Genomic DNA, 12,725 nt, shown 5'->3' with positions numbered 1-12,725 from the left:
GCTGTTTTGTAAACTTAGCTTACGATAAACTAAGTTTGTCAACTGAGTTGATTGGGTCGGAGGGCACTTGATCCTCGAAAAAGCTTCCGCATTTTCTTTGTACAGATGCTAATTCAGGAAGCTTATTCAATATCCTGCAGGAGGCTCTCATTTCTCCCAGCGGAAATCAACGGGATTCATTTACAATCTAAGATCAATCTCATGAGTAAACAGCTAACATTAAAGCAACAGTTTCAAAATAACTCCTTTCAGGTGATGACGATGAACGAGGGAATTCCGGAAAAAGTTATTATTGTCGAGGGAAAGTCAGATAAAACGAAGGTTAAAAACATAATAAGAGAACCTGTAGAGATTATCTGCACAAATGGAACAATAAGCATTACCAAGCTGGATGAATTAATTGACACACTGTTTGATAAGGATGTATATATATTGGTGGATGCCGATTCAGCCGGTGAAAAGCTGAGAAAACAGTTTAAAAGGGAATTTCCAGAGGCAGAGCATCTATACATCGATAGAATGTACAGAGAAGTAGCGACAGCACCGGAACATCATTTGGCTACAGTGCTGCTGGGAGCTAATATTGACGTTTATACACAATATTTAGACAGATAAAGTAAGGATGATAAAATGCAGGAATGGTCGCAGCTGGAGATTGAGGAAGCGGTTAACGGGCAAGAAACTGCCCTTATCTATTTGTACACGCCTATGTGCGGAACCTGTCAGATGGCAGGAAAGATGCTGACAGTTACAGAACAATTGCTGCCTGAGCAAAAGATTGGGAAAGCGGACTTAAATTATATGCCGCAATTGGCTGAACAATGGGGAGTGGAAAGCGTACCTTGTCTTCTCATCTTTAAAGAAGGAAATTTACAGGAAAAATTATATGCATTCCGATCAGTTCCCTATTTGTTGGATAGAATCAGAAGCATCTATTGAGAAAGCCAGGAGCAAAGCTTCCTGGTTTTTTGCATTTTAAAAAATATAGAAATTAGCCTTTTCAATATTCTAAATATATTTACAAAACCCTTTTGAAAGAGTATGATACTTAGGGAATCGAAATAATCATACAGTGCAGGAAGGGATCCGGATGGCATTTTACAAGGAGTGGGCAGGCCAATTTAAAGGCTATAACCGCAATATAAAATTGGCTTTTATGGCGAATACCCTTACACAAATAGGCTTTGGGATATTCATGGTAATCTATAATTTTTACATAAGGGAGCTTGGCTACTCCGAAAGTGTTAATGGGCAAATCATATCTATGACTGCACTCGCCACAGCACTGATTCTTGTGCCGGCAGGAATCGCAAGCGACCGAATTGGAAGAAAAAGAGCGATGCTGTTCGGGGCTGTTGCAACGGGTGTCGCTATGCTTTTCAGAAGTATGGTTGAAATGCAGGAACTCCTGATTTTATTTGCCTTTTTTACAGGGCTGACTACAGCATTTCTGCAAGTATCCGGCATACCATGGCTGGCTGAGAATTCTAAGGCTGACCAACGGGTTCATTTATTCAGCATCCATTTTGCCATTATGACGGGTGCAAATGTAATCGGAAACTTAAGCGGAGGCATCTTTACGGATGTATTTTCTTTATTTGTGGACCAGCTCACCAGCATCCGGATTACACTTCTGATTGCAAGTGTTTTCTTCATAGCAGGCCTTGTTCCCATCCTTCGTTTCGCAGAAGCTCCGAAAGATAAAAACGATGTAAGAGGCATAAAAGGTTTTTCGTTCAAAAACCTATCCGCTAATAATGAAGGCGTCAAAATTATCGCCATGTTTGCTTTTGCGCAGCTGCTGATAGGAATTGGAGCAGGACTGGTTATCCCTTATCTAAATCTATACTTCGCAGACCGTTTTGAAGCTTCCAATTCAGCCATTGGCATTATTATTTCATTAGGGCAGGCTGCCACAGCTTTTGCAATGATTATCGGCCCGGTTGTGGTAAGGAAGGTGGGAGAAGTCAGAGCAGTTGTAATCCTGCAGCTCATGTCACTTCCTTTTCTGCTTTTAACTGCTTATACAGAGAATCTTTGGCTGGCTGCCATCGGCTTTTTGTTCCGGCAGGCATTAATGAATGCTGGAAACCCAATACAAATGTCGCTGATGATGTCTAGGGTAAATGATTCGATGAAAGGGCTGGCAAACTCCGTTAATCAGATGGTTTTCAATCTGGGCTGGGCTGTAATGGGGCCTATTTCAACAGGAATTGTCATGAGATATGGAGATTATTGGGGATATGCACTCGTATTCTCCATTACAGCTTCTTTATATTTGATTGGCTCTCTCTATTTTTTCTTTGTTTTCAAAAACTATAAAAAGACAAAAACTGCATCACCTTCCGTAAAAACAGTATAATCTGACATATTTCTCGGGAAATGAAAGACAATGCCTAATAAACAGGTATTGTCTTTCTGGTTCTTCCAGAATTAATAAATTTGAAATGCGAGAACTGTCTGGCTCCAGCGATCTTCTGATTTTGTCGAAAGAAAATTAAAGGATTGAAGCCATTTATTACTGAATATTAAAGATGATAAACCCATTAAAAGAGGTGAGGCTGTGAAGGATTTACCTGATGTATTTATCCGGGAATTAAAGTCTAAAGGTCATCTTGGATACTTTTTAAGAAAATCAAATTTCTCTTTGCTTATTAAGGCGGGAAATATAAGCATTCCTCTGGAAATTATGAATGGGGAAATCCGGAAGGCCAGTCACACCAGTCATTTTGATGTGGAGGTCTCGGGCTCTGAAGAATCTGTGCTGTCACTGATTTCAGGCGAGTTAAAGTTAAGGGATGCTATTTTCCAAAATAAAATAAAGATGGAAACCACCTTCAGAAAAAAATTGCTCCTCGAATCCTTTTTCTGTTTAGGGAAAATTTCATATCACAATACTTGACCATTTTTTAAATAGTATGATAATATCGTTTTAATATCAATTAACTGAATATTCTTATCAAGAGAGGCGGAGGGACTGGCCCAGCGAAGCCCGGCAACCGGTAAAGTACACGGTGCTAAATCCAGCAGAGCGGGATGCTCTGGAAGATAAGAAGAGACGATACAGCCCTCTTCTTATGAAGAGGGTTTTTTCATAATATCAGACTTTTTTCTTTGAAATTTGATAACTGTCTAGCTCCAGGCACCTTGCATTTTTCTTAGTTTTTCGATAAGAAATACTAAAATTTTTATAGAGGAGAGAAAGCAATGACTGATAAACAAAAAAATTACCGTTTTGAAACAATTGGAGTGCATGGGGGACTGAAGCCAGACCCTGTAACTGGCGCAAGGGCGGTACCGATTTACCAGAACAATGCTTACCAGTTCAAGAATACAGATCACGCTGCAGATCTCTTTGCTCTTAAAGAGCCAGGATATATTTATAGCAGGATACATAATCCGACTGTAAGTGTATTTGAGGAAAGAGTGGCCTTGCTTGAAGGAGGAGTTGGTGCCCTGGCTCTTGCAAGCGGACAATCTGCCATTACGCTTGCCATTTTAAACATAGCTGAAGCAGGGGATGAAATTATTGCTGCGTCCAATTTATATGGCGGTACTTATAATTTGTTTGCAGTCACACTTCCCAAGTATGGAATTAAAGTGAAACTGGTTGATCCAAAAGAGCCGGAAAATTTCCGTAACGCGATTACAGATAAAACAAAGGCCATCTTTGCCGAAACGATAGGGAACCCAAGCTTAAAAATCCTGGATATTGAAAAGGTAGCAGCAATTGCACACGAGAATGGTGTGCCGCTGATTGTCGATAACACTTTTGCTACACCTTATCTATGCAGGCCGATCGAACATGGGGCTGACATTGTTATACACTCTGCGACTAAATGGCTGCTAGGCAATGGAACAACAATGGGAGGAATTATTGTAGACGGAGGAAAATTTGACTGGAATTCCCATAAGTTCCCGGGCTTTACAGAGCCAGATCCCAGCTACCATGATATTGTCTATAGCGAAGCAATTGGCGAGGCGGCTTATATTATCAAAGCACGCGTACAGCTTTTGAGAGACTTAGGGCCTGCTATGAGTGCGCAAAGTGCATTTCAATTCACACTGGGGCTTGAAACTTTGCATGTACGGATGAAAGAGCATGTTGCCAACACGAAAAAAGTAGTGGAGTATCTAGAGGCGCATCCAGCTGTTAATTGGGTCCTGTATCCTGGAAATGAAAGCCATCCGGATAAAAAATTGGCGGATAAATACATGCCGAAAGGAGCAGGAGCTGTGGCTGTGTTTGGAATTGCTGGCGGAAGAGAAGCAGGTGCCAAGCTAATAAACAGCCTGAAGCTTTGGGCACATGTGGCAAATGTCGGGGATGCAAAGAGCCTGATTATCCACCCTGCAAGTACAACTCACCAGCAGCTTGATGAAGAAGGTTTAAAAGCTGCGGGAGTGCCGGAGGATCTAATTCGAATTTCTATCGGAATCGAGAATGCGGAAGATTTGATTGAAGATCTGGAACAGGCGATCGAAGCAGCTGCAGGCATTACATCACTTTCTGCAAAAGCATAAAGGAAAATTTACCATTCATTTTTTTCCGAAAGTTTAAAATTTCTTCGTTGACACCTTTTTGATGGCTATGATACGATAGCAAACGTAATTAATAAACTGCTTAATTTATTAAAATATTAATTGAATATAAATCGTTACGCTCTTATCAAGAGAGGTGGAGGGAAGTGCCCTATGAAGCCCGGCAACCGTCAATTATTTGAAATGGTGCCAATTCACTCAAAGCATAGCTTTGACAGATGAGAGAAAGGACTTAATTTTTAATGCCTTTCTGCTCATGTGCAGAAAGGCATTTTTGCTTTTAGCGCATGAAAGCCTATAAGGAGTAAAAAATAGGGGAATATAAGCAGTCTAATAATTATAATCTGTATCTTTCGATTAAAGAGGTGACAATTCACGTTGATTTCTATAAAAGATGTACAGAAGATTTTCTCTTCAAAAAAAGGCCAGGTAAAAGCTGTTGACAATGTAAACCTGGAAGTAAAGGAAGGAGAAATCTTCGGAGTTATCGGATATAGCGGTGCAGGTAAAAGTACCTTGATCCGCATGCTGAATGGGCTGGAGCTTCCTACCCATGGCAGTGTGACAGTTGCAGGAAATGAGGTTTCAAAGATAAAGGGAAGCAAGCTAAGAAAAGCGCGTCAGGAAATAAGCATGATCTTCCAGCATTTCAACCTATTATGGTCGAGAACGGTAAGAGAGAATATCGCTTTTCCGCTTGAAATTGCTGGTGTTTCCCGGCAGGAAAGGCTGAAAAGGGTAGACGAGCTCATTAAACTCGTTGGCCTCGAAGGAAGAGAAGATGCCTATCCTTCCCAGCTCAGCGGCGGTCAAAAACAAAGGGTTGGAATTGCTAGAGCCCTTGCCAACAATCCAAAAGTACTGCTTTGTGATGAGGCGACATCTGCACTTGATCCGCAGACTACAGATTCCATTTTGGAGCTGCTTGTTGACATCAATGAGCGTCTGGGCTTAACGATTGTCCTAATTACTCATGAAATGCACGTTATCCGTAAAATCTGCCATCGGGTTGCAGTCATGGAAGGCGGCCGAATTGTTGAAATCGGGCCTGTATTGGATGTATTTAGGAATCCCAAAGCTGTGATTACAAAGCGGTTTGTACAGCAGGTGACAGAGCCTGAAGAAACTAAGGAAACGATTGATCATCTGGTCGATTTGTATCCAAAAGGAAAAGTAGTGCAATTAGGGTTTGTCGGCGAATCAGCTGAACAGCCGTTGATTACAAACCTGATCCGTAATTTCCAGGTAACCGTAAATATCCTTCAAGGAAAGATTTCCCAGACACAGAATGGTTCTTACGGTACTTTATTCATCCATGTTGATGGAGAAGCAGAGGAAGTTGCAAAAGCCATTGAATTTATTCATTCTCAGCAGGTTGGCGTGGAGGTGATTTCCAATGCTTAACGAATGGTTTCCAAATGTGAAATGGGATTCCATGTGGGAAGCTACAATGGAAACCCTATATATGACAGCTATTTCTGTTCTCGCAACTTTTATTTTAGGTGCAATTCTGGGATTGCTGCTCTTCCTGACTTCCAAGGGTAACATCTGGGAAAACGCAGCAATTAATAAAGTTATTTCTGCTTTCGTCAATATATTCCGCTCAATTCCGTTTATTATTCTGATCGTGTTATTGATTCCATTTACCAAGTTTCTTCTAGGAACAATGATCGGGGAAGATGCAGCACTGCCTGCATTAATTATTGGTGCCGCCCCTTTTTATGCCCGTATGGTGGAAATAGGCTTGAGGGAAATAGATAAAGGTGTAATTGAAGCGGCCAAGTCTATGGGGGCAAAAACAAGCACGATTATCTGGAAGGTTCTGCTTCCGGAATCAATGCCCGCCCTTGTTTCAGGAATTACCGTTACAGCCATCGCGCTTGTTGGCTACACGGCCATGGCCGGTGTCATCGGTGCTGGCGGACTTGGAAACCTTGCTTACCTGGAAGGATTCCAGAGGAGCCGCAGTGATGTGACGCTTATGGCGACTGTCATTATTCTAATCATCGTATTTATCATCCAGTTTATTGGAGATATCATAACAACTAAATTAGACAAACGTTAAGGAGAGATTCATATGAAAAAATGGTTATCACTTGCTCTTGCACTTGCAGTAGCACTTGTTCTTGCAGCTTGCGGAACGTCAGAAGAAGACGGCAATGCCGGTGAAGGCGGAGAAAGTAAAGAAAGCACTAAAATTACAGTAGGGGCTTCCAACGTCCCACACGCTGAAATCCTTGAAGAGGCAAAGCCATTACTTGAAGAAAAAGGCTTTGAACTTGATGTTGTACCATTCCAGGATTATGTATTGCCAAACCAGGCTCTTGAGTCTAAGGAGCTGGATGCAAACTATTTCCAGCACATTCCTTACCTTGAGTCACAGAAAGCTGAACATGGATATGATTTTACAAATGCAGGCGGAATTCATATCGAGCCAATCGGAGTATATTCTCAAAAATATAAGAGCCTTGACGAACTTCCTGAGGGTGCATCTATCATCATGAGCAACTCAGTAGCAGACCATGGCCGTATACTTTCCATGCTTGAAGCAGAGGGACTTATTACTTTAAATGAAGATGTAGAAAAAACCGAAGCAACTCTGGAAGATATTAAAGACAATCCTAAAAAGTTAAAGTTTGATACTGAATATGAAGCTTCACTTCTTCCTCAAATCTACAATAATGAAGAAGGGGATGCAGTCCTGATCAACTCCAATTATGCAATTGATGCCGGATTGAATCCTCTTAAGGATTCAATTGCAATTGAAGACAAAGATTCCCCATACGTAAATGTAATTGCTGTCCGCTCAGGCGATGAAGAAAAAGAAGGAATTAAAGCTCTTGTAGAAGTGCTTCGTTCTAAAGAAATTCAGGATTTCATTCTTGAAAAATATGAAGGTGCCGTTGTACCGGTATCTGAGTAAGAGTTAAAAAAGCAGGCGTCTATGCGCCTGTTTTTTTTATAGTATAGGTATAATTTTTGAACGTCGATAACAGTCCAGTTCTAGCGCCTGCCTCCTCGAAGGTCGGGAGTGGGCAGGGCGCTTCCGCTTTAATTGCCATATCTCAGGCCCGCTTCCCGTATAGATTGAATAGTAATCAAACATACTAACCTTGAAACTATTTCGAAATGGAGTGGAGCCGAATGGAACATTATCATGAACCTTCAAACTCGATAGAAGCAGCCCTTCATGACTATAAAGTTGGATTGGGTGTTTTCACTGAAAAAATGCCTGATTTAGCACAGCATTATAATGCTTTTACAGAAGCCTGTTTTAAGGAAGGGGTTTTATCCCAAAAGGAGAAGCAGCTGATTGCCCTTGGAATCAGCTTATATTCTCAGGATGAATATTGCATTATTTATCATACGAAAGGATGCATCGATCAAGGTGCGTCAGAAGAAGAAATTCTAGAGGCAGTAGGAGTTACTGCAGCTTTTGGCGGCGGTGCCGCAATAAGCCAGGCGGTTACGCTTGTCCAGGAGGCTATGACAGAATTAAATCAGCAAAATCATTAATAAGCAGCTCCTGCTCAATAGCAGGAGTTTTATTTTTTTTATGATAATTTCAGAAAATTATTGAAACAACCATTAATCCAGAGGATATGGCCAGTATTTTAAGAATGCGCATTATGAAAGCGCCTCATGGGTTCTCGTTCCTTATTTTGCTAAAAAAATCAGGTTTTTTCCGCTTTGTGCGGGGTATATGGTGAGTGTTAAGATTTTAGATGTAAAACTAAATGCGAAAGCATAAAAACCGAAAGGATTGATTCATTATCAGTCAGTTACAGCTGAACTACACGAGTGAAATGGAAAAAGCTATGCAAGCTGCCCATGGAGTTGGATATGAAGTGTACAGCCGGAAACATGATATTCGAATGGAAGTTGAAAAAAAACGCGAAGAAGATTATCTTCAAAGCCAGCGCTTAGTTGCAGATCTTGAAAGAAAAATTCATTCCTAGGTTAATGGTATATATAATAATGAAGAAAATAGAAACCAGTGCCAATTATGCACTGGTTTTCTTTTTTGCAATACATGAAATTACAGTCCCGGGAAAAAATAGATAGGACATGCCAGGTTCCCGGTTATTTTCACTTTGATGCCATTAAGTTAATATGATAAAATCTATATTTACAGGCTTTCTAAACATTTTTGTTTGAAAAGTTTGTTAATGGTCTTAAAGAGTTGCTATGACATTTGATTTGTTATAAGATTGTAATGAGAATAAAATGAGAATAGAGATTTGCGGCTGCAGGCCGATTTACAAATCTTCTTTTATTGACGGAGGTATATATTATGGCAGGATCAGTACTTACAATTAAAGACCTTCATGTTGCTATTGAGGGAAAAGAAATATTAAAAGGTGTAAACCTTGAAATCAAAGGCGGAGAAATTCACGCCATTATGGGGCCGAACGGTACAGGTAAATCAACTCTATCTTCTGCAATCATGGGCCATCCTAAATATGAAGTTACACAGGGAAGCATCACATTAGATGGTGAAGATGTTCTTGAAATGGAAGTTGACGAACGCGCACGAGCGGGCCTATTCCTTGCAATGCAATATCCAAGTGAAATCAGCGGTGTAACAAATGCCGATTTTTTACGTTCTGCAATTAACAGCCGCCTTGAGGAAGGCAATGAAATTTCTCTTATGAAATTCATCCGCAAAATGGACAGCAAGATGGAATTTCTTGAAATGGATCTTGATATGGCTCAGCGTTATTTAAATGAAGGCTTCTCAGGCGGTGAAAAGAAGCGCAATGAAATTCTTCAATTAATGATGATTGAGCCTAAAATTGCGATCCTTGACGAAATTGATTCCGGTTTGGATATCGATGCATTGAAGGTTGTTTCTAAAGGAATCAATGAAATGCGCGGCGAAGAGTTTGGCTGCTTAATCATCACACACTACCAGCGCCTTCTAAACTACATCACTCCTGACCATGTTCACGTGATGATGCAGGGACGCGTTGTAAAATCTGGCGGTCCAGAGCTTGCACAGCGCTTAGAAGCTGAAGGGTATGACTGGATTAAAAAAGAACTGGGCATTGAAGACGAAACAGTTGGGCAAGAAGCGTAAGCGTTAGGGGGATCACTATGACAACGGAAATAAAATTACCATTTGATAAGGAATATGTTAGTTCCTTTTCAAAAGATATGGGCGAGCCGGCATGGCTGACAGAACTCCGTCTAAATGCGCTTGCAAACGCGGAAAACCTGCCAATGCCAAAGCCTGATAAAACCAAGATAGATAAATGGAACTTTACACAGTTTGAAAAGCACATCGTTGGAAGCGAAGATTTTTCTTCATTAAACGACCTTCCTGAGGATGTCAGAAATCTGATTGACACTGAAGCCGGCGATCAGAACCTATACATTCAGCGTAATAATAGACCAACCTATTTGGCTGTTTCTAAAGAGTTGCAGGAAAAAGGTGTTATTTTCACAGATATCTTTACGGCGGCAAGAGAACATGGCGACCTGCTTCAGAAGTATTTTATGAAGGACGGCGTCAAAACGGATGAACACCGTTTAACTGCATTGCACGCGGCACTTTTTAACGGCGGAGCGTTCTTGTATATTCCGAAAAACGTGGAAGTTTCGGCGCCTATTCAGGCTGTATATATTCATGATGATAAAGAAGCCAACTTATTCAACCACGTATTGGTTGCAGCTGATGATAACAGCTCTGTGACGTATGTAGAAAACTATGTTTCTACAGTTGAGGAAGCAAACGGCATATTCAATATAGTTACAGAAGTAATTGCCAATGCAAATGCAAGCGTTCAGTATGGTGCTGTTGACACACTTGCTAAAGGAACAACAGCTTATGTGAACCGCCGTGGTGTTGCAGGACGTGATGCTCGCATTGAATGGGCTCTTGGCCTCATGAATGATGGCAATACAGTATCTGAAAACACAACCAACCTTATTGGAGACGGGTCTTTCGGAGACACAAAAACAGTTGTTGTAGGTCGCGGGGAACAGACTCAAAACTTTACAACGAAGGTTGTTCATTTCGGAAAGAATTCTGAAGGATACATCTTAAAGCATGGTGTTATGAAAGACTCTGCATCATCTATCTTTAATGGAATCGGCAAAATTGAGCATGGAGCTTCTAAGTCAAATGCTGAGCAGGAATCACGCGTACTGATGCTAAGCGAAAAAGCGCGCGGCGATGCAAACCCCATCCTATTAATTGATGAAGATGATGTAACAGCAGGACACGCCGCTTCAGTTGGCCGTGTGGATCCATTGCAGCTTTACTATCTAATGAGCCGCGGTATCTCGCAAAAAGAGGCAGAGCGTCTTGTTATTCACGGCTTCTTAGCGCCAGTTGTGAATGCTCTTCCTATCGAAGGGGTTAAAAAGCAGCTGACAGCCGTTATTGAAAGGAAAGTAAAATAATGAATGCCCGTGAGATTCGGCAAATGTTTCCCATTCTGGACCAGGAAGTCAATGGAAAGCCTCTTGTTTATTTAGACAGTTCCGCTACTTCCCAAAAACCTGTTCCGGTGATTGAAGCGCTTGACAAATACTACCGGGAATACAACTCGAATGTTCATAGAGGAGTCCATACCCTGGGTACTAGAGCGACTGATGGCTATGAAGGCGCCCGGGAAAAGGTGCGTAAATTCATTAACGCTAAATCGACTGAGGAAGTTATTTTTACAAGAGGAACAACAACTGCACTCAATACTGTAGCAGCAAGCTATGGGCGTGACAACCTGAACGAAGGCGATGAGATTGTTATCTCTTATATGGAGCATCACAGCAATATCATTCCCTGGCAGCAGGTAGCAAAACAAACGGGTGCCACCTTAAAATACCTTCCTCTTCAGGAAGATGGAACAATATCTCTTGATGATGTTAGGGAAACTGTGACAAGCAATACGAAAATTGTGTCTATCATGCAAGTATCGAATGTACTTGGTGTGATAAATCCAATCAAGGATATTGCGAAAATTGCCCATGAAAATGGAGCAATCATGGTTGTAGATGGTGCACAAAGTGCTCCACATTTGAAAGTTGATGTTCAAGACCTGGCTTGTGATTTCCTTGCTTTTTCCGGCCATAAGATGTGCGGCCCTACAGGCATTGGTGTTCTGTATGGAAAGAAAAAGCATCTTGAAAAAATGGAGCCGATTGAGTTTGGCGGTGAAATGATTGACTTTGTAGGCCTTTATGAATCAACTTGGAAGGAGCTTCCCTGGAAATTCGAAGGCGGTACGCCAATTATTGCAGGTGCGATTGGATTAGGAGCAGCCATTGATTTCCTGGAGCAGATCGGCCTGAATGAAATTGAAGCCTATGAGCATAAACTGGCTGCATATGCCTTGGAAAAAATGTCTGCTATAGACGGAATGACCATATATGGTCCAAAAGAAGCGTCAAAACGCGCCGGAGTAATTACTTTTAATATAAATGATGTCCATCCTCATGATGTGGCTACTGTATTGGATGCAGAAGGAATTGCAGTCCGGGCCGGCCACCATTGTGCACAGCCGCTGATGAAGTGGCTCAAGGTGTCGGCAACTGCACGTGCAAGCTTCTATCTGTACAATACGGAAGAAGATATTGATAAGCTTGTTTCAGGGCTTGTCAAAACAAAGGAGTATTTCAGCGATGTCTTCTAAAAATTTAGATACCCTTTACCGCCAGGTTATAATGGATCATTATAAAAACCCTCGTAATAAAGGGGTACTTGAAGATGACAGCCTGACGATCAATATGAATAACCCCACTTGCGGAGACCGGATTCAATTGACGCTGAAGCTTGAAGGTGGCAAAGTGGCAGATGCGAAGTTTGAAGGCGAAGGATGTTCCATTTCCATGTCCTCGGCTTCCATGATGACTCAAGCCATCAAGGGCAAAAATATTGAAGAAGCATTAAAGCTTTCCAAAGTTTTCTCAGACATGATGCTGGGAAAAGAATATGATGAAGACGATCTGGATCTTGGCGATATCGAAGCTCTCCAGGGAGTTTCCCAATTCCCTGCCAGAATCAAATGCGCTACATTGGCATGGAAAGCAATGGAAAAAGGCGTTAGCACGGAGAAAGAAGAACAGGAATAAATCAATCAAACGTTTGATTAAAAATTTTTTCATCTGCCTTGTGTGCTAAAATATAATGAAATGATGGGGTGTGAAGACCCTTTCTCATACGAATGGAGGAATACGAC

At 41.4% G+C, this 12,725-nt stretch carries 14 protein-coding genes and 2 riboswitches; all 14 genes read left to right on the top strand.

Going from position 1 to position 12,725, the window contains the following annotated elements; translation table 11 throughout:
• The first annotated feature begins 261 nt into the window (after window positions 1–261).
• A complete protein-coding gene (locus tag NR125_RS08330; protein WP_034296067.1) occupies window positions 262–615 on the top strand; it encodes a toprim domain-containing protein in 354 nt (117 codons plus the stop codon).
• Window positions 616–630: 15 nt separating this feature from the next.
• Window positions 631–939, top strand: coding sequence for a thioredoxin family protein (locus NR125_RS08325; protein WP_071156669.1), 309 nt, complete (start codon window positions 631–633; stop codon window positions 937–939).
• 151 nt (window positions 940–1,090) lie between these two features.
• Window positions 1,091–2,362, top strand: coding sequence for an MFS transporter (locus NR125_RS08320; protein WP_019382731.1), 1,272 nt, complete (start codon window positions 1,091–1,093; stop codon window positions 2,360–2,362).
• 201 nt (window positions 2,363–2,563) lie between these two features.
• A complete protein-coding gene (locus NR125_RS08315) occupies window positions 2,564–2,902 on the top strand; it encodes an SCP2 sterol-binding domain-containing protein (protein ID WP_009331739.1) in 339 nt (112 codons plus the stop codon).
• 51 nt (window positions 2,903–2,953) lie between these two features.
• Window positions 2,954–3,055: riboswitch (SAM riboswitch) on the top strand.
• A gap of 152 nt (window positions 3,056–3,207) precedes the next feature.
• Complete coding sequence (locus tag NR125_RS08310) at window positions 3,208–4,524, top strand: O-acetylhomoserine aminocarboxypropyltransferase/cysteine synthase family protein (protein WP_256815013.1); 1,317 nt, start codon at window positions 3,208–3,210, stop codon at window positions 4,522–4,524.
• Between the two features lie 139 nt (window positions 4,525–4,663).
• Window positions 4,664–4,767, top strand: a riboswitch (SAM riboswitch).
• Between the two features lie 153 nt (window positions 4,768–4,920).
• Window positions 4,921–5,946 carry a methionine ABC transporter ATP-binding protein gene (locus NR125_RS08305; protein ID WP_009331737.1) on the top strand — a complete coding sequence of 342 codons (1,026 nt, stop codon included), beginning with the start codon at window positions 4,921–4,923 and terminating at the stop codon, window positions 5,944–5,946.
• A complete protein-coding gene (locus tag NR125_RS08300; protein WP_009331736.1) occupies window positions 5,939–6,607 on the top strand; it encodes a methionine ABC transporter permease in 669 nt (222 codons plus the stop codon). The genes NR125_RS08305 and NR125_RS08300 overlap by 8 nt, the downstream gene beginning before the upstream one ends.
• Before the next feature lie 12 nt (window positions 6,608–6,619).
• Window positions 6,620–7,465, top strand: coding sequence for a MetQ/NlpA family ABC transporter substrate-binding protein (locus NR125_RS08295; RefSeq protein WP_009331735.1), 846 nt, complete (start codon window positions 6,620–6,622; stop codon window positions 7,463–7,465).
• A 221-nt stretch (window positions 7,466–7,686) separates the two neighbouring features.
• On the top strand, window positions 7,687–8,058 hold the full coding sequence (locus NR125_RS08290) for a carboxymuconolactone decarboxylase family protein (RefSeq protein ID WP_306219740.1): 372 nt from the start codon (window positions 7,687–7,689) through the stop codon (window positions 8,056–8,058).
• 290 nt (window positions 8,059–8,348) lie between these two features.
• Window positions 8,349–8,501: a YuzK family famiily protein gene (locus NR125_RS08285; RefSeq protein ID WP_009331733.1), complete on the top strand. Its 153-nt coding sequence runs from the start codon at window positions 8,349–8,351 to the stop codon at window positions 8,499–8,501.
• A 335-nt stretch (window positions 8,502–8,836) separates the two neighbouring features.
• Complete coding sequence (gene sufC / locus NR125_RS08280) at window positions 8,837–9,622, top strand: Fe-S cluster assembly ATPase SufC (RefSeq protein WP_009331732.1); 786 nt, start codon at window positions 8,837–8,839, stop codon at window positions 9,620–9,622.
• A 17-nt stretch (window positions 9,623–9,639) separates the two neighbouring features.
• Window positions 9,640–10,950: a Fe-S cluster assembly protein SufD gene (sufD, locus tag NR125_RS08275; RefSeq protein WP_009331731.1), complete on the top strand. Its 1,311-nt coding sequence runs from the start codon at window positions 9,640–9,642 to the stop codon at window positions 10,948–10,950.
• Complete coding sequence (locus NR125_RS08270; RefSeq protein ID WP_256815010.1) at window positions 10,950–12,179, top strand: cysteine desulfurase; 1,230 nt, start codon at window positions 10,950–10,952, stop codon at window positions 12,177–12,179. The genes sufD and NR125_RS08270 overlap by 1 nt, the downstream gene beginning before the upstream one ends.
• Window positions 12,169–12,618: a Fe-S cluster assembly sulfur transfer protein SufU gene (sufU, locus tag NR125_RS08265; RefSeq protein ID WP_256815008.1), complete on the top strand. Its 450-nt coding sequence runs from the start codon at window positions 12,169–12,171 to the stop codon at window positions 12,616–12,618. The genes NR125_RS08270 and sufU overlap by 11 nt, the downstream gene beginning before the upstream one ends.
• Window positions 12,619–12,725: the final 107 nt, after the last annotated feature.

It is taken from the genome of Cytobacillus sp. Bac17 (assembly GCF_024519925.1).
GTDB classification, from domain to species: domain Bacteria; phylum Bacillota; class Bacilli; order Bacillales; family Cytobacillaceae; genus Cytobacillus; species Cytobacillus pseudoceanisediminis.
Note: the sequence above shows the minus strand (reverse complement) of the source record. Positions and strands in the feature narration are given on the sequence as shown.

Coding starts and splice junctions, on each gene's coding strand:
- NR125_RS08330 (WP_034296067.1), top strand. CDS start 262: ATGAACGAGGGAATTCCGGAAAAAGTTATTATTGTCGAGGGAAAGTCA.
- NR125_RS08295 (WP_009331735.1), top strand. CDS start 6,620: ATGAAAAAATGGTTATCACTTGCTCTTGCACTTGCAGTAGCACTTGTT.
- NR125_RS08320 (WP_019382731.1), top strand. CDS start 1,091: ATGGCATTTTACAAGGAGTGGGCAGGCCAATTTAAAGGCTATAACCGC.
- NR125_RS08290 (WP_306219740.1), top strand. CDS start 7,687: ATGGAACATTATCATGAACCTTCAAACTCGATAGAAGCAGCCCTTCAT.
- sufD (WP_009331731.1), top strand. CDS start 9,640: ATGACAACGGAAATAAAATTACCATTTGATAAGGAATATGTTAGTTCC.
- NR125_RS08310 (WP_256815013.1), top strand. CDS start 3,208: ATGACTGATAAACAAAAAAATTACCGTTTTGAAACAATTGGAGTGCAT.
- NR125_RS08270 (WP_256815010.1), top strand. CDS start 10,950: ATGAATGCCCGTGAGATTCGGCAAATGTTTCCCATTCTGGACCAGGAA.
- NR125_RS08285 (WP_009331733.1), top strand. CDS start 8,349: ATGGAAAAAGCTATGCAAGCTGCCCATGGAGTTGGATATGAAGTGTAC.
- NR125_RS08300 (WP_009331736.1), top strand. CDS start 5,939: ATGCTTAACGAATGGTTTCCAAATGTGAAATGGGATTCCATGTGGGAA.
- sufC (WP_009331732.1), top strand. CDS start 8,837: ATGGCAGGATCAGTACTTACAATTAAAGACCTTCATGTTGCTATTGAG.
- NR125_RS08325 (WP_071156669.1), top strand. CDS start 631: ATGCAGGAATGGTCGCAGCTGGAGATTGAGGAAGCGGTTAACGGGCAA.
- sufU (WP_256815008.1), top strand. CDS start 12,169: ATGTCTTCTAAAAATTTAGATACCCTTTACCGCCAGGTTATAATGGAT.